15 protein-coding genes, 1 pseudogene and 1 other annotated feature are annotated in these 15,405 nt (G+C 52.7%); of the genes and pseudogenes, 12 read left to right on the top strand and 4 right to left on the bottom strand.

The genetic code is table 11. The features are described from left to right. The first annotated feature begins 97 nt into the window (after positions 1-97). Positions 98-201 (top strand) — a sequence feature (Trp leader region). 24 nt (positions 202-225) lie between these two features. The 6 genes and pseudogenes from AC2FCQ_RS01645 (at position 226) to AC2FCQ_RS01620 (ending at position 7,308) form a co-directional block, all read left to right on the top strand. Then, entirely contained in the window at positions 226-1,788 is a 1,563-nt protein-coding gene (locus tag AC2FCQ_RS01645; RefSeq protein WP_490307417.1) for an anthranilate synthase component 1, read from the top strand. Continuing rightward, positions 1,788-3,382 (top strand): annotated as a pseudogene (trpD, locus tag AC2FCQ_RS01640) (bifunctional anthranilate synthase glutamate amidotransferase component TrpG/anthranilate phosphoribosyltransferase TrpD). Before AC2FCQ_RS01645 ends, trpD begins: the two are co-directional and overlap by 1 nt. 3 nt (positions 3,383-3,385) lie before the next feature. Further along, on the top strand, positions 3,386-4,747 hold the full coding sequence (gene trpCF / locus AC2FCQ_RS01635) for a bifunctional indole-3-glycerol-phosphate synthase TrpC/phosphoribosylanthranilate isomerase TrpF (RefSeq protein ID WP_209634225.1): 1,362 nt from the start codon (positions 3,386-3,388) through the stop codon (positions 4,745-4,747). A gap of 31 nt (positions 4,748-4,778) precedes the next feature. After that, a complete protein-coding gene (trpB, locus tag AC2FCQ_RS01630; RefSeq protein ID WP_006321162.1) occupies positions 4,779-5,969 on the top strand; it encodes a tryptophan synthase subunit beta in 1,191 nt (396 codons plus the stop codon). Then, complete coding sequence (gene trpA, locus AC2FCQ_RS01625; RefSeq protein WP_209633843.1) at positions 5,969-6,775, top strand: tryptophan synthase subunit alpha; 807 nt, start codon at positions 5,969-5,971, stop codon at positions 6,773-6,775. The genes trpB and trpA overlap by 1 nt, the downstream gene beginning before the upstream one ends. Positions 6,776-6,993: 218 nt before the next feature. Beyond that, complete coding sequence (locus tag AC2FCQ_RS01620; RefSeq protein WP_209633845.1) at positions 6,994-7,308, top strand: BON domain-containing protein; 315 nt, start codon at positions 6,994-6,996, stop codon at positions 7,306-7,308. 48 nt (positions 7,309-7,356) lie between these two features. Here AC2FCQ_RS01620 and ompW read toward each other — a convergent pair whose 3' ends face one another. Further along, positions 7,357-8,001 carry an outer membrane protein OmpW gene (ompW, locus tag AC2FCQ_RS01615; protein WP_265553521.1) on the bottom strand — a complete coding sequence of 215 codons (645 nt, stop codon included), beginning with the start codon at positions 7,999-8,001 and terminating at the stop codon, positions 7,357-7,359. A gap of 283 nt (positions 8,002-8,284) precedes the next feature. On the opposite strand from ompW, the gene AC2FCQ_RS01610 reads away from it, so the two are divergent. Both AC2FCQ_RS01610 and AC2FCQ_RS01605 read left to right on the top strand, forming a co-directional pair. Then, on the top strand, positions 8,285-8,725 hold the full coding sequence (locus tag AC2FCQ_RS01610; RefSeq protein WP_490307416.1) for a YkgJ family cysteine cluster protein: 441 nt from the start codon (positions 8,285-8,287) through the stop codon (positions 8,723-8,725). Between the two features lie 39 nt (positions 8,726-8,764). After that, entirely contained in the window at positions 8,765-9,517 is a 753-nt protein-coding gene (locus AC2FCQ_RS01605; RefSeq protein WP_265553526.1) for a YciC family protein, read from the top strand. A gap of 46 nt (positions 9,518-9,563) precedes the next feature. Here AC2FCQ_RS01605 and AC2FCQ_RS01600 read toward each other — a convergent pair whose 3' ends face one another. Continuing rightward, positions 9,564-11,267 carry a SulP family inorganic anion transporter gene (locus tag AC2FCQ_RS01600; protein WP_265553528.1) on the bottom strand — a complete coding sequence of 568 codons (1,704 nt, stop codon included), beginning with the start codon at positions 11,265-11,267 and terminating at the stop codon, positions 9,564-9,566. Positions 11,268-11,501: 234 nt separating this feature from the next. Here AC2FCQ_RS01600 and AC2FCQ_RS01595 point away from each other — a divergent pair, with 234 nt between their 5' ends. Both AC2FCQ_RS01595 and yciA read left to right on the top strand, forming a co-directional pair. Then, positions 11,502-12,041 carry a septation protein A gene (locus AC2FCQ_RS01595; RefSeq protein WP_037415874.1) on the top strand — a complete coding sequence of 180 codons (540 nt, stop codon included), beginning with the start codon at positions 11,502-11,504 and terminating at the stop codon, positions 12,039-12,041. Positions 12,042-12,116: 75 nt separating this feature from the next. After that, the gene (gene yciA / locus AC2FCQ_RS01590; protein ID WP_012145405.1) at positions 12,117-12,545 is read left to right on the top strand and encodes an acyl-CoA thioester hydrolase YciA; all 429 of its coding nucleotides are present in this window, start codon (positions 12,117-12,119) and stop codon (positions 12,543-12,545) included. A 179-nt stretch (positions 12,546-12,724) separates the two neighbouring features. Here yciA and tonB read toward each other — a convergent pair whose 3' ends face one another. Beyond that, positions 12,725-13,471, bottom strand: a complete 747-nt coding sequence (gene tonB / locus AC2FCQ_RS01585) for a TonB system transport protein TonB (protein WP_209633854.1) — start codon at positions 13,469-13,471, stop codon at positions 12,725-12,727. A gap of 237 nt (positions 13,472-13,708) precedes the next feature. Then, positions 13,709-14,362: an epoxyqueuosine reductase QueH gene (locus tag AC2FCQ_RS01580; protein WP_209633856.1), complete on the bottom strand. Its 654-nt coding sequence runs from the start codon at positions 14,360-14,362 to the stop codon at positions 13,709-13,711. Between the two features lie 181 nt (positions 14,363-14,543). Between AC2FCQ_RS01580 and AC2FCQ_RS01575 the strand changes: the two genes are divergently transcribed. Both AC2FCQ_RS01575 and AC2FCQ_RS01570 read left to right on the top strand, forming a co-directional pair. Continuing rightward, positions 14,544-14,840: a YciI family protein gene (locus tag AC2FCQ_RS01575; RefSeq protein WP_209633858.1), complete on the top strand. Its 297-nt coding sequence runs from the start codon at positions 14,544-14,546 to the stop codon at positions 14,838-14,840. Positions 14,841-15,113: 273 nt separating this feature from the next. Beyond that, the gene (locus AC2FCQ_RS01570; RefSeq protein ID WP_490307415.1) at positions 15,114-15,377 is read left to right on the top strand and encodes a DUF1471 domain-containing protein; all 264 of its coding nucleotides are present in this window, start codon (positions 15,114-15,116) and stop codon (positions 15,375-15,377) included. Positions 15,378-15,405 lie beyond the last annotated feature (28 nt).

The following is a 15,405-nucleotide window of genomic DNA, read 5'->3' as shown; positions in this document are numbered from 1 at the left end:
ATTCTCGCGAACCAGTTAACTAGTACACAAGTTCAGGGCATATCCCTGGTTGGATGATAAACAAGAGAGCACAGAAATGACTAAGCAAACTTCTCTTCTTCGTTGGTGGCGTACTTCCCTTTTTCGGGCGGAGTAATCACGCATACCTGTCATCTGACACTGCAGATTCCCTAAGCCCGCTGGTAACGCGGGCTTTTTTTTGGACAAATTTTAACTGGAACTCCCATGACGAACATCAAACCACAGCTCAAATTACTGAAGGCGGAGGCCAGTTACCGGGGCGATCCCACCACCATTTTTCATCAGTTGTGCGGCGCGCGCCCGGCAACCCTGCTGTTAGAGTCAGCAGAAATCAACAGCAAGCAAAACCTGCAAAGCTTGTTAGTGATCGACAGCGCTTTGCGCATTACCGCACTGGGGCGCACCGTCACATTGCAAGCGCTGACGGCTAACGGCGCCGCGATGTTGCCATTGCTGGATGAAGCATTGCCCGCCGAAGTGCAGATTCAGGTGCGTCCTAACGGCCGCGAACTGACCTTCCCGCTGATTGATGCTATTCAGGACGAAGACGCACGACTGCGTTCACTGTCGGTGTTTGATGCACTGCGCGCCTTACTCACACTGGTCGACTCTCCCGCAGACGAACGTGAAGCGGTGATGCTCGGCGGCCTGTTTGCCTATGATCTGGTTGCCGGTTTCGAAGACCTGCCTGCACTGCGTCAGGATCAACGTTGCCCTGATTTCTGTTTCTACCTGGCGGAAACCCTGCTGGTGCTGGATCACCAGCGCGGCGTGGCGCGCCTGCAGGCCAGTGTCTTCACTGCTGACGCCGCAGAAGAACAGCGTCTGCAACAACGTTTGGAACAGCTACAGGCTCAATTAAAGCAGACACCGCAACCCATTCCTCATCAGAAACTCGAAGACATGCAACTGAGTTGTAACCAGACCGATGAAGAGTACGGCGCAGTGGTCAGTGAATTGCAACAGGCCATCCGTCAGGGCGAAATCTTCCAGGTGGTCCCCTCACGTCGTTTCTCGCTGCCCTGCCCAGCCCCGCTGGCAGCCTACCAGACGCTGAAAGACAATAACCCAAGCCCGTACATGTTCTTTATGCAGGACGATGAGTTCACCCTGTTTGGTGCTTCACCTGAAAGTGCACTGAAATACGACGCCAACAACCGTCAGATCGAGATCTATCCGATTGCCGGTACCCGCCCGCGTGGCCGTCGCGCCGATGGGTCGCTGGATTTGGATCTCGACAGCCGTATCGAACTCGAAATGCGCACCGACCACAAAGAGTTGGCCGAACATTTGATGCTGGTCGACCTGGCTCGCAACGATTTAGCGCGCATCTGCCAGGCCGGCAGCCGCTACGTGGCCGATTTGACCAAAGTAGACCGCTATTCTTTTGTCATGCACCTGGTGTCTCGAGTGATTGGCACCCTGCGTGCTGACCTTGACGTGCTGCATGCCTATCAGGCCTGCATGAACATGGGCACGTTAAGCGGCGCCCCAAAAGTACGTGCCATGCAGCTGATCGCTGCCTCTGAAGGCACCCGCCGCGGCAGCTACGGCGGTGCGGTGGGTTATTTCACCGCTACCGGTGATTTGGATACCTGTATTGTCATCCGCTCCGCGTATGTTGAAGACGGGATTGCCACTGTGCAAGCCGGCGCTGGCGTGGTGTTGGACTCTATTCCTCAGGCGGAAGCCGATGAGACCCGTAATAAAGCACGTGCCGTGCTGCGTGCCATTGCCAGTGCGCATCAGGCCAAGGAGGTGTTCTGATGGCCGATATCTTACTGCTCGATAATGTTGATTCCTTCACCTACAACCTGGTCGATCAGCTGCGCGCCAGCGGCCATCAGGTAGTGATTTACCGCAACCAGATTTCTGCCGATGTGATTATTGAGCGTCTGCAGCAGTTAGAACAGCCGGTTCTGATGCTATCACCGGGCCCAGGTACACCGTCTGAAGCGGGCTGTATGCCTGAACTGTTGCAACGCTTGCGCGGCCAACTGCCTATTATTGGTATCTGCCTGGGGCATCAGGCGATTGTTGAATCCTACGGCGGCCACGTTGGCCAAGCCGGTGAGATCTTGCACGGCAAGGCGTCAGCAATCAGCCACGATGGCGAAGGCATGTTTACCGGCATGGCGAATCCATTGCCGGTGGCGCGCTACCATTCACTGGTAGGCAGCAAGATCCCGGCCGAGCTCACGGTTAACGCCCATTTTAACGACATGGTGATGGCAGTACGTAATGACAAGCATCGCGTATGCGGTTTCCAGTTTCATCCAGAATCGATCCTGACCACCCATGGTGCGCGTTTGCTTGAGCAAACTCTGGCCTGGGCGCTGGCGAAATAACAAGGGAAACGACCATGCATACTATTCTTGAAAAATTGTACCGTTCAGAGTCGATGAACCAGCAGGAAAGCCAGCAATTATTCAGCGCCATCGTGCGCGGTGAGTTAGAACCAAGCCAGCTGGCAGCGGCGCTGATCAGCATGAAAATTCGCGGCGAGCGCCCGGAAGAGATTGCCGGGGCAGCCAAAGCAATGCTGGCCGATGCGCTGCCATTTCCTCGTCCAGACTACCCGTTTGCCGATATCGTCGGCACCGGGGGCGACGGCACTAACAGCATTAATATCTCCACCGCCAGCGCCTTTGTCGCAGCGGCGTGTGGCGCAAAAGTGGCCAAACATGGCAATCGCAGCGTTTCCAGCCGGTCTGGTTCATCAGATTTGCTGGCGGCATTTGGTATTCGCCTGGATCTGCCGGCGGATGAGGCTCGTAAAGCGCTGGACGAGTTGGGCGTCTGTTTCCTGTTTGCGCCGCAGTACCACACCGGCTTCCGCCATGCGATGCCCGTACGCCAGCAGTTGAAAACCCGCACGGTATTCAATGTGCTGGGCCCGCTGATTAACCCAGCTCGCCCACCGCTGGCACTGATCGGCGTTTACAGCCCAGAATTGGTGCTGCCTATAGCTGAAACACTGCGCGTATTGGGTTACCAGCGAGCGGCCGTGGTACACGGCGGCGGAATGGATGAAGTGGCGATTCATGCCACTACCCATGTGGCCGAATTGAACAACGGTGAAATTGAGAGCTACCAGTTAACACCGCAATCCTTTGGGTTGCAAAGCTATCCGCTGGAAGCCCTGCTGGGCGGCTCACCCGAAGAAAATCGTGACATTCTGGCACGGTTGTTACAAGGTAAAGGTGACCCGGCTCACGCCGCTGCGGTAGCCGCTAACGTGGCGCTGCTGCTGAAGTTATTCGGGCATGAAGACCTGCGCCAAAATGCGCAGCAGGCACTGGACATGATTCACAGCGGGCAAGCTTACGAGCGCGTTACCGCACTGGCAGCAAGAGGGTAAATGATGCAGGAAACCGTGCTCAACAAGATTGTTCGTGATAAAGCGCAATGGGTCGCAGCACGACAGCAACAACAGCCACTGGCCAGCTTTCAAAATGAAATCGTCCCAAGCGAGCGTGATTTTTACCATGCGCTACAGGGAACCAGAACGGCGTTTATTCTTGAATGTAAAAAGGCATCCCCTTCAAAGGGCCTGATTCGCGAAAATTTTGATCCTGTCGAGATTGCTTCGGTCTACAAGGATTTCGCCTCGGCGATTTCAGTTCTGACCGATGAAAAATACTTCCAGGGTAGCTTCGATTTTCTGCCGCTAGTCAGCAAGACGGTCACACAGCCCGTATTGTGCAAAGATTTTATTATCGACCCGTATCAGATCTACCTGGCGCGTTTCTATCAAGCCGACGCTATTTTGCTAATGCTTTCAGTGCTTAACGACGACCAATACCGTCAGCTCGCCGCTGTCGCACACAGCTTAAACATGGGCGTACTGACGGAAGTGATCAGCGAAGAAGAACTGCAGCGGGCCATTGCTCTGGAAGCGCGCGTGGTAGGTATCAACAACCGCGATCTCCGTGACCTGAGTATCGATCTGGATCGTACTCGCCAGCTTGCGCCACGCGTCCCACAGGGTGTGACGGTGATCAGCGAGTCCGGCATCAACAATTACGGCCAGATCCGCGAGCTAAGCCACTTTGCCAACGGTTTCTTGATCGGCAGCGCGTTGATGTCTGAAAGCGATCTGCGTGCCGCCGTGCGCCGGGTGATTTTAGGGGACAATAAAGTCTGCGGGTTGACCCGCGCCCAGGATGCCGCCGCTGCCTACCAGGCTGGGGCCGTCTACGGCGGGCTGATTTTTGTCGGGCGCTCACCACGCTATGTCGATATCAACCGTGCCCGTGAGGTTATTTCCGGTGCACCGCTGAAGTATGTCGGCGTGTTCTGCGATGCGCAGGTAGAGACTGTAGTACAAACCGTTGAACGTCTGGGCTTGAGAGCCGTGCAACTGCATGGGGCGGAGGATCAAAACTATATCACCGCCCTGCGTGCCGAGTTGCCGAACGACTGCCAAATCTGGAAAGCACTGAGCGTGAAAGACCATTTACCGAAGCGCGATTTGAAGCACGTCGATCGCTATCTGCTGGATAACGGTGCGGGTGGGACTGGCCAGCGTTTCGACTGGTCGGTGCTGCAGGGTGAAAACCTGGATAACGTCATGCTTGCAGGGGGTCTGGGTGCCGACAATTGCGTTGACGCAGCCAAACTCGGCTGTGCCGGTTTGGACTTTAATTCCGGCGTTGAGAGCCAACCCGGTATTAAGGATCCTGCCCGTCTGACGGCGGTTTTCCAGACGTTGCGCGCTTACTGAACATTATTAACGGATAATAACGGGAACTATAATGACGCTGCTTAACCCCTACTTCGGCGAATTTGGTGGCCAATATGTGCCACAGATTCTGATGCCGGCCTTAAAACAACTTGAAGAAGCCTTTGTAAGCGCACAGCGCGATCCGGAATTTCAGGCTGAATTTATCGACTTGCTGAAAAACTACGCAGGCCGCCCTACGGCATTAACACTTTGCAAGAATCTCACCGCAGGAACTAAAACCAAGCTGTACTTGAAACGTGAAGATCTGCTGCACGGTGGCGCTCACAAAACCAACCAGGTGTTGGGTCAGGCACTGCTCGCGAAACGCATGGGCAAAACAGAGATCATTGCCGAGACCGGTGCAGGCCAACATGGCGTGGCCTCGGCATTGGCGTGTGCCCTGCTCGGCCTGAAGTGTCGCATCTATATGGGTGCCAAAGATATTGAACGTCAGTCACCCAACGTATTCCGCATGCGTTTGATGGGCGCAGAGGTAATCCCGGTTCACAGTGGATCTTCCACACTGAAAGACGCCTGTAATGAAGCGTTGCGCGACTGGTCTGGCAGTTACGAAACCGCCCACTATATGTTGGGAACCGCTGCAGGCCCACACCCGTACCCAACCATTGTACGTGAATTCCAGCGCATGATCGGTGAAGAAACCAAAGCACAGATGCTGGAACGCGAAGGCCGCCTGCCGGATGCCGTCTTGGCGTGTGTTGGTGGTGGTTCCAACGCTATCGGTATGTTTGCGGATTTTATCGATGATGCCAGCGTGGGCCTTATCGGCGTAGAGCCTGCCGGTCTGGGGATCGAAACCGGTCAACACGGTGCACCATTGAAACACGGTCATGTCGGTATCTATTTTGGCATGAAAGCGCCGATGATGCAGACCTCCGAAGGCCAGATCGAGGAATCGTACTCCATTTCTGCCGGGTTGGACTTCCCTTCAGTCGGGCCACAGCACGCTTATTTGAACAGTATTGGTCGTGCGGAGTACGTGTCGATTACCGATGACGAAGCCCTGGATGCATTCAAAGCGCTTTCGCGCAGTGAAGGTATCATTCCGGCTCTGGAGTCCTCCCACGCGTTGGCGCATGCACTGAAAATGATCCGTGAAACGCCGCAAAAAGAACAGATACTGGTGGTTAACCTGTCCGGACGTGGCGACAAAGACATATTTACCGTTCACGACATTCTGAAAGCTCGGGGAGAAATCTGATGGAACGTTACCAGCAACTGTTCGACCGCCTGGCAAGTCATAAGGAAGGCGCTTTCGTCCCGTTCGTGACGCTCGGTGATCCAAACCCGGCGCTGTCATTACAGATCATTGATACTCTGGTTGAGGCCGGTGCAGACGCGTTAGAGCTGGGTATTCCGTTTTCGGACCCGCTGGCTGACGGCCCAACCATTCAAAGTGCAGCACTTCGCGCTTTTGCTTCTGGCGTGACGCCAACCCAATGTTTTGAAATGTTGGCCGCTATTCGTCAGAAACACCCAACGATCCCTATTGGTCTGTTGATGTACGCCAATCTGGTATTCCATAAAGGTATCGATACGTTTTACCAGCGCTGTGCCGAGGTAGGCGTTGATTCGGTGCTGATTGCCGATGTGCCTTATGAAGAGTCTGCCCCTTTCCGCGCTGCGGCCACCCGCCATGGCATTGCGCCTATCTTTATCTGTCCGCCAAATGCAGACGACGACTTGCTGCGTGAAATTGCCTCACACGGTAGAGGTTACACCTACTTGCTGTCGCGTGCAGGCGTCACCGGAACCGAAAGCCGCGCACAGTTGCCACTTCATCACCTGGTAAACAAGCTGCGCGAGTATCATGCCGCGCCGCCCCTGCAGGGCTTTGGTATTTCTGAACCGACGCAGGTACGCGATGCGCTGCAAGCCGGGGCTGCTGGCGCAATTTCCGGCTCGGCAATCGTTAAGATTATCGAACAGCACCAGGACCAACCGGCAGAAATGCTGAAACGACTGGCAACCTTTGTCAGTGAAATGAAAGCAGCAACACGGGCTTAATCCCATTAACAACGGGTACAGTGGATCGCGCCCGTTGTTAACATCTTGTTTCCTATCAAACTTGTGCTTTTTTTTACACCAACAATTTGTACAAACCCAATTATTGTCTCACACTTAACCTTGCGCGTCGGGCATTTCAGTATTTTTAGGAGTGCGTTACGTTTTCAGGTGAAAACCCGAATGTAGTTTCAACAATAACATTGCATGGAGAGTAATTTATGAAGCTATTTAAAACCCTTTCAGCCTTATGCATGGCAGCCGTTGTGGCATTCGCAGTGAGTGCCTGCGCGCCAACAGCGAAATCTGAAGGGACTGGCGGTTATATTGACGATACGGTAGTGACTACCAAGGTGAAGTCAGCACTGCTGGCGGATAAAACCATCAAGTCTACCGAAATCAGCGTTGAGACCTTTAAAGGTCGTGTACAACTGAGTGGCTTTGTTAGCTCAAGCGCCGATGCCAACCGCGCTGTGCAGGTCACGCGTGGTGTTGCGGGTGTGAAATCCGTTGATAACGTTATGCAAATCAAGTAGCGATAAAAAAAACGGAGGCGCAACATGCGCCTCCCTGTTTCACACCTGTCAGAAGCGATAACCTGCCCCGAACATAAACACCCACGGATCCAAACGCGTATCAATGCTGTGGTGATTACCGTCCGCATCGTCAAAGCGGGTTTTGGTCTCGATGTTCATCCACCACACTGACATGTTCAGCATCCAGTGTTCATCCAGGTTGTAATCCAGGCCCGCTTGCGCAGCCACGCCCCAAGAATCTTTGAGACTCAGGTTGCTCAGCCCAGCACCTTTACCGTTGTCATTGAATTTTTCATCAAAGAAAGTGGTGTAGTTAACACCCAGTCCAAGATAGGGACGCAGTTTGTCTTGCTTGTCGCCAAAATAGTACTGTGCCATCAAGCTCGGGGGGAGATCACGTACCGTCGCGATATCTCCGTTCACTGCCGCACCATTCAGCCCGACCTTGTGACGAAACGGCGTTGCTGCCAACAATTCGACACCAATATTGTCGGTAACCATATAGCCGAAGGTCAGGCCAAGTTGGGTGTTGTTATCGGCGCTGAATGAGCCCTGCCCCAATACGTCGTCCGATCCGGCATTTGGCCGCACCGTTGCAGCGCCAGCGCGGAAAAGAAAATCACCTGCCTGATGTGCACTTGCCAACATCGGCGCCATCATCGCCGCCAATACCACCAGAGTTGTCTTTTTCATTATCCATTCCATTTGTGTGGTTATCATCCAGGGGGAATATACCTACTTACGGGTATTTATGATCCCATCGAGATCACATCTTATGTGTAAAAGTTTTAATTCCTACTAAAAACAAGGTTACCTAAAGGACTAATAAATCAAGGATTGATCTGAATCAAAAAACGCCTTTTGTTGCAAATTATCCACATGTTTAAATTTCAGTTGCTAAAAAAAACGCCGCTGCGTAATTTCATCTTCCGTGTTGGTTTTGGTTGGTGCCGTAAGGAGTCGGCGAGCAATCAAGATGAGCGAAATTCTAAATCCCTGTGTCAGTTGCGGCGCGTGCTGCGGCTATTTTCGAGTATCATTCTATTGGGCCGAAGCGGAAGATGGCGGCGGCGTGGTTCCTATATCCCTTACTGAGCCGTTAACCCCCTTCTTGCGCTGTATGCAGGGGACCAACAGCAAGTCCCCACGTTGTACCGCACTCGACGGCGAAATCGGCAAAGCCGTTTCTTGCTCGATTTACCTTAATCGTCCCAGCCCCTGTCGCGAATTCGACCAATCAGGCGAAAACGGCCTACGTAACGAAGCATGCGATCGCGCCCGTGAACGTTATGGCCTGCCGCCATTGCCCGTTCCCCTGCCGCTGTCTTTGCCGAGCGTCGCGATCGACGAAGAAATAACCGTAGTGCAATTCGCGGGGTGCCACAGCGACGTGGAACAGGGTACAATCGCCCACTGATTTTGATTTATCTCTGTTTCTCGATGCCAAGGAGTCTGCATGCCTATCACGGCCAACACGTTGTACCGTGACAGTTTCAATTTTTTCCGTAACCAACTGACCAGCATCTTGATGCTGGCGCTGTTGACTGCGTTCATTTCTGTGTTGCTCAATCAGGCTTTCAGCCCTGACGTTGAACAGCTGAAAATTCTGAGCGCAACGGAAGGTGACTTTGCTGCATCTGCCGGTATGGGGATCCAGGAAATCATTCAACAAATGACGCCAGAGCAACAAATGGTGTTATTGAAGGTCTCAGCCGCCGCCACGTTTTCTGCATTAGTGGGTAATGTGTTGCTGGTGGGTGGGATGTTGACGCTGATTCGCCTGGTTTCCCAGGGGCAGCGTATCAGCGCATTGCGCGCTATTGGTGCTTCTGCACCGGAGCTACCGCGACTGTTGCTGCTGCTATTTATCTGTACGTTGTTGACTCAACTGGGCCTGACGCTATTTGTCGTGCCTGGCGTGATCATGGCAATCGCCTTCTCGTTAGCGCCGGTCATTACCGCTACCGACAAGAAAGGCGTCTTTGCCTCGATTAAGCTGAGTTGCAAGTTGGCGTTTGCCAATGCGCGCGTAATTGTTCCAGCCATGATGCTCTGGCTGGCGGCAAAACTGCTGGTGCTGTTTTTGGTGAGCCACCTTTCGGTGCTGACGCCAAACGTCGCGAGCGTGGTACTGACTGCGCTGAGCAACCTGGTTTCCGCACTGCTGCTGATTTACCTGTTCCGTCTGTATATGCTGCTGCGCAGCTAACCTTTCGGCAGGACCTAAAAGGCACGCTTCGGCGTGCCTTTTTTGCTTACTGGGCCGTAGAAGGCTCTGCCTGCTCCTTACTCTGAATCAACTTCAGGGCCAGGTACAAATCCGGCACCAGGATTAATTCCCGATCGCGCCCCAGGCGATTGATACGGAACCAACGCGTCAATTCTGTTCGCCGCCCCGCCAGCACCAACTTAACGTTACGCTGTAACAGATCGCGTTTCAATTCGTCGATCGCGGCCAATACACTGATATCCGCATGGGTAAAACTGGCGACAGCATCCACAACGACCCAACGCGGCTGAAACGGCGTGCTGTCCACCAGGTTAAGGATCCGCCGTTTGAAATAGGCCACGTTGAAGTAAGTCAGCGGCGAATTGAAGCGGTACATCATCACCCCGGGCACCGCCTTTATGCCGTTATTGTTACCCATTGAGTGGATCATACCTTCATCATTAACACCCAGGAGCTGTTCGGTCGGACGGAATACCGTGCGCAGAAACTGCATCAAACCCAGTAATACCGCCAACCCAATGCCACTTATCACCCCGACCAGCAGTACGCAGAGGAAGGTAAACATCGCCAACCTGAATGCCTGGGCGTTACGGCGACGCATGACCCAGATACCGCGGATATCCAGCAGAGACCAAGCAGCATACATCAGTACCACACCCAAACCCGCCACAGGAATAAACTGCAACGGCGCCATCAGAAACAGCAACACGAAGGCAATCACAGCGGCTGCAATGATTGATACCAACTGACTTTTACCACCGTTAGCATCATTGACCGCAGTACGCGAATCCGCCCCGCTGATGGCGAACCCTTGAGACAGCGCAGAAACAATATTCACCAACCCGAGCGCACGGAACTCCGCGTCGGCGTTAACCTCGTAACCGTTCTTGGCTGCAAAACTACGGGCGGTCAGCATCATACTGACAAAGCTCACCACCGCGAGGTTAAGCGCCGGAATGACCATGTCACGCAGTAAACCTGGTTGGAAATCTGGCCACTGTACGATAGGCAACACATCACTGAATCCCCCTACCGTCACCACGCCATGTTGTTGCAATCCACCAGCCCAGGTCACAAAGGTGACCAGAACGATAGCGAATAACGGCGCTGGCCAGTTAGGGCGCCATTTCTTGAACCCGATCAGCGTAACCAACGTCAACAACGATACCGACATCGTTAGCCAGTCGCTGTGCATCAGATTGCCCGGCAGCGCATAGATACGTTCAATCAATTGCGCCGAGTGCACACCAAAACCGAACACTTTGCCGATTTGATCGACCATGATGGTAATCGCCACGCCGTTCAACAACCCACTCAGTATCGGCCGTGAGAGCAAATCGGCTAACGCACCCAACTTGAAGCGGCTGGCCAATAGGCACCAGGCGCCCATCATCGCCGTCATCATAATGGTCAATTGCCAGTGTCGTTCCATGTTGCCAGCCGCCAACGGGGTCACGACAGCGGCAATCACCGCACACGTCGCAGCGTCTGGCCCGACAATAAGCTGACGTGAAGATCCGAAAAATGCATAGGCAACCATCGGTAAAATACATGAGTAAAGCCCGACGACTGGGCTAACACCTGCCAATTCGGCATAGGCAATCGCCACCGGCAAGGCCACAGCCGCAACGGATAGTCCGGCGCGTATGTCCGGTTTAAGCCAACTGCGTTGATACCCTAATAAATGCGTCAAACCAGGCGTTAGCGCCTGGAGAGATTTCCACTGCATAAACTGTTTTCCGTTATAAATTATCCGGCTATTATTGCGCGTATCATGCGACGCCAATGCCGCATTGGCAATCTGCCCACCGTGAACTCGCGACCTCAATCGTAAGTTTATGCAAATTCCTGCTTTCACGGCGGAAATCCCGTGGCTAAACGCCGATAATCAGCACTTTCCAGCGGTACACAGAGACCGCCAAATCCGGTATAGTCGGCCGATGAACAGATGATGGATTGATTTATGAAGCAGTTTCTTGATTTCCTCCCGTTAATTGTCTTTTTTGCATTTTATAAGCTCTACGATATCTACGTTGCGTCAGGTGCGCTGATTGTCGCCACGGCACTGGCGTTAGTGTTCACCTGGTTCAAATACCGCAAAATCGAGAAGATGACATTGATCACCTTCCTGATGGTATTGGTGTTTGGCACCCTGACGTTGGTGTTCCATAACGATTTGTTTATCAAATGGAAAGTAACCATCATCTACAGCCTGTTCGCGCTGGCGTTGCTGATCAGCCAGCTGGTGCTCAAAAAGCCGCTGGTGCAACGTATGTTGGGTAAAGAGATAACACTTCCCGATAGAGTCTGGAACAACCTCAACCTGGCATGGGCCGTATTCTTCCTGGCTTGCGGTCTGGCAAATATTTACGTTGCTTTCTGGCTGCCTCAGAGTGTATGGGTTAACTTTAAAGTGTTCGGGTTGACCGCGCTGACGCTGATATTTACCCTCCTCAGCGGCGTTTATATTTACCGACACATGCCAGAAGAACAGAAAAAATAGTTACAAAATTGTTAATGCCCGTGGTCTTGGCTACGGGCAGTATAGTGAAATCCCTTCCTTGATAAGCAGACAGCTATGACTCAACAACGACCTTTACCCAGTGGCGAAATGGTGCTGCGAACGCTGGCGATGCCGGCAGATACCAACGCCAACGGTGACATTTTTGGCGGCTGGCTGATGTCGCAGATGGACATCGGCGGCGCTATTCAGGCGAAAGAAATTGCCGAAGGCCGCGTCGTCACCGTGCGTGTCGATGGGATGACTTTTCTGAAACCAGTCGCAGTCGGTGACGTGGTGTGTTGCTACGCGCACTGCATTCGCACTGGGCGGAGCTCCATCACCATCAATATCGAAGTGTGGGTCAAGAAAGTGTCCTCTGCCCCAATCGGTCAGCGCTACCGTGCAACCGAAGCGGTATTTACCTATGTGGCCGTGGATGACGAAGGTAATTCACGTGCCCTGCCAGATGGCAAGATGAACTTCCGCGTAGGATTTGAAGAATAAGCTGAGATACAGTGGCTAGCCCTGATTTTGGTTAACACTTTCCAGCCTTATAACGCCCGATGAACTTCATCGGGCGTTTTGCATTGTAGCGACAGTACAGTCGCCGTGTGTTGTCGGTCAGGGGCCAACAAAAAGGGCCGCCGTAGCGACCCTTCATCTTGATTAACAATACCAGCCTGTCAGTTCAATTCCGTGGTGCCATTAATTTTAAAGCGAATGTTTACGGTACGATCTTTCGCTTCTTTGGCTTCATAACGCCACTTACGCAGCGCCTGTTTTACTTCACGCTCAAACATATTACGTGGTTCCGCAGACAGGATACGTACGTTGCTCACACGGCCATCACTGTCGATATCAAACTGCACCCGCACATTACCTTCAATCTGCAAGGCTCTGGCTCGTGGCGGATAAATCGGATCGGCGCGGCTGATCGGCCTTGGCCCTACATCACGTGAGTTCCCCTGCACTGGTGCCGACGGGGCCTGCTTCACCGGCGCTTTGTCGATAGGCTTGGCTGGCTCGTTATTTTCAAACGGCGATGGCTCACGCGGCTCGGTTTTCTGCGGTTCACGCTTAACCGTTTTCTCTACCTTTGGCTTCGGTTTTGGCTTCGGTTTGGGTTTCACCGGCTCAGGCTTCAGGATCGCCTTCGGTGGCGGCTCTGGAATAGGCTCCGGTTCCGGCTCGGGTTCAGGCTCAACCTGCGGTTCTGGCTCAGGTTCGGCTGGCGCAGGCGGTGGCGGCTCCGCCATCGCGGCGGTATTGACCATCATGACGCTGATTGGCGCCTCTTCAGGTTTCGGTAACTCCATCACTTCCTTGACGGAAGCATAAAGTAAACCCGCCACCAGGGCGCTATGTAAGCCAACTGACAGGACAATCGGCACGGACAAACGGCGATTAAGGAACATCTTTTTTAGCGGCATAATGATTCTGTTTCCTCTGGTTCGCCAAGTTTAAATGCAAATAGCAATCATATTCAATAACGAATGGCAAACTATCGCTCTAATCGTCATTAATCATCGCTAAAACCTGCAAACTCATGGGGATATTAACCTTTCATTTGCCTTTTAACTGAGGGTTTTACACGCTTTATTAACCTGATTTACGGTGATTAAAACGAAAAAACCCGCCTTAGCGGGTTATCTTTCACCAATGTAGCGCTATTCTTCATCACCGTAATACAGCACACCCAACTTGATCAGAGGTCTTCCCTGCGCTTTACGGTGCAAGTTGGTATCGCGTAATGAATAGACACAGCCGCAGTACTCTTGCTGATAAAAACGCTCGCGCTTGCTGATGTCGATCATCCGCGACGCACCGCCTTTTTTACGCCAGTTGTAATCCCAATACGCCAGGTCTGGGTACTTTTCCGCCGCGCGTATGCCACAGTCGGTGATTTGCTGCATGTTCTTCCAGCGAGAGATTCCCAGCGAACTGGAAATAGTGTCGTACCCGTTTTCATGTGCATAGAGTGCAGTGCGTTCAAAACGCATGTCGAAACACATGGTGCAACGGATCCCGCGTTCCGGTTCGTGCTCCATGCCTTTTGCACGGGCAAACCAGTTATCGGTGTCGTAATCGGCATCGATGATAGGCACACCATGTTGCTCGGCAAAACGGATGTTCTCGTCCTTGCGCAGCAGGTATTCCTTCTGAGGATGAATATTCGGGTTGTAGAAGAAAATGGCGTAGTCGATGCCGGAGGCCTGTATGGCTTCCATCACCTCTCCGGAACAAGGCGCACAGCAAGAATGCAACAGCAACTTGCTTTTGCCCTCAGGCAAGTCGAGTTTATCTCTAACCAGTTCCGTCATTTCCTCACCTCTCAACCCTTGTCCTAGTAAATCGTGCGGCCGCACTATACGAATAAAAGCGAGTTGCTTCAAGGTATAAGCTCCAGCCATAGGCAAATTCCATCGGGCTGGCATTCCCTTGTCTCCCCTTTTGCGCTACTTTAAATTCACCGTTCTATAGCAATGATTTTAAAGGTGAAATATGCTTTATCTGATCTACGCGCAAGACGTACCCAACTCATTAGAAAATCGCTTGTCGGTACGCCCGGCACACCTGGCTCGCCTGCAGGCACTGCGTGATGAAGGCCGATTGGTGATTGCCGGCCCCAATCCGGCGATCGACAGCAACGATCCTGGCAGTGCCGGTTTCAGCGGTTCCACCGTGATTGCGGAATTCGCCTCATTGGCAGATGCACAAGCGTGGGCTAAGCAAGATCCCTACGTCGCCGCGGGCGTATATGCTGACGTAACGGTAAAACCCTTTAAGCAAGTATTCTAGTTTAGTCGCACTGAGCGGGTTAGGCATTATCACCTTCCCGCTGTATTGCGGACAAAAAAAAGCCAGCACGGAGTGGCTGGCTAAAGGGTTCTTCGAGGGAATATCTTGTTCGCTAACGTTACTCTCTTCACCACGCGGTTCGCCATCTATCGATGTGATAGGCAAATCCACCTCTTTTTTGGGCCGAATGGAATATTCCTCGTGTTGTCCTACACTTGAGCCGTAGTCAGAGCAAAATTTATCGATTCTTTCTACCTTCCAAAAGGAACAGTGATGAAAGCAACTAAATATCTCTTGGCAGCACTGACATTCGCCTCTTTCTCTTCCATGGCAGCTATCGAAATCACCAAAGAAGAAGCGGCGAAACACACTGAAATTGGACCGGTTACCATCTCACAAGACGGTGACGACACTGTGGGTATCGACCACGCAAGATTGTCTAAAGCGGTTGATGAAAAAGGCGGCAAGTACTACGTCATTATTGGCCGTGAAGGGAAAACCACCTTCGAAACCATCAATGCCGTAGCCTACAAATAATACCGGTATAGCTGAACATCATATTATT

It is taken from the genome of Serratia sp. CoH_134_PS_4 (genome assembly GCF_058190535.1).
This window is presented reverse-complemented; position numbering and strand designations above follow the sequence as displayed.

Excerpts from the sequence above, each read along its gene's own strand:
- AC2FCQ_RS01645 (WP_490307417.1), top strand. The coding sequence starts at position 226 with ATGACGAACATCAAACCACAGCTCAAATTACTGAAGGCGGAGGCCAGT.
- trpCF (WP_209634225.1), top strand. The coding sequence starts at position 3,386 with ATGCAGGAAACCGTGCTCAACAAGATTGTTCGTGATAAAGCGCAATGG.
- trpB (WP_006321162.1), top strand. The coding sequence starts at position 4,779 with ATGACGCTGCTTAACCCCTACTTCGGCGAATTTGGTGGCCAATATGTG.
- trpA (WP_209633843.1), top strand. The coding sequence starts at position 5,969 with ATGGAACGTTACCAGCAACTGTTCGACCGCCTGGCAAGTCATAAGGAA.
- AC2FCQ_RS01620 (WP_209633845.1), top strand. The coding sequence starts at position 6,994 with ATGAAGCTATTTAAAACCCTTTCAGCCTTATGCATGGCAGCCGTTGTG.
- ompW (WP_265553521.1), bottom strand. The coding sequence starts at position 8,001 with ATGAAAAAGACAACTCTGGTGGTATTGGCGGCGATGATGGCGCCGATG.
- AC2FCQ_RS01610 (WP_490307416.1), top strand. The coding sequence starts at position 8,285 with ATGAGCGAAATTCTAAATCCCTGTGTCAGTTGCGGCGCGTGCTGCGGC.
- AC2FCQ_RS01605 (WP_265553526.1), top strand. The coding sequence starts at position 8,765 with ATGCCTATCACGGCCAACACGTTGTACCGTGACAGTTTCAATTTTTTC.
- AC2FCQ_RS01600 (WP_265553528.1), bottom strand. The coding sequence starts at position 11,267 with ATGCAGTGGAAATCTCTCCAGGCGCTAACGCCTGGTTTGACGCATTTA.
- AC2FCQ_RS01595 (WP_037415874.1), top strand. The coding sequence starts at position 11,502 with ATGAAGCAGTTTCTTGATTTCCTCCCGTTAATTGTCTTTTTTGCATTT.
- yciA (WP_012145405.1), top strand. The coding sequence starts at position 12,117 with ATGACTCAACAACGACCTTTACCCAGTGGCGAAATGGTGCTGCGAACG.
- tonB (WP_209633854.1), bottom strand. The coding sequence starts at position 13,471 with ATGCCGCTAAAAAAGATGTTCCTTAATCGCCGTTTGTCCGTGCCGATT.
- AC2FCQ_RS01580 (WP_209633856.1), bottom strand. The coding sequence starts at position 14,362 with ATGACGGAACTGGTTAGAGATAAACTCGACTTGCCTGAGGGCAAAAGC.
- AC2FCQ_RS01575 (WP_209633858.1), top strand. The coding sequence starts at position 14,544 with ATGCTTTATCTGATCTACGCGCAAGACGTACCCAACTCATTAGAAAAT.
- AC2FCQ_RS01570 (WP_490307415.1), top strand. The coding sequence starts at position 15,114 with ATGAAAGCAACTAAATATCTCTTGGCAGCACTGACATTCGCCTCTTTC.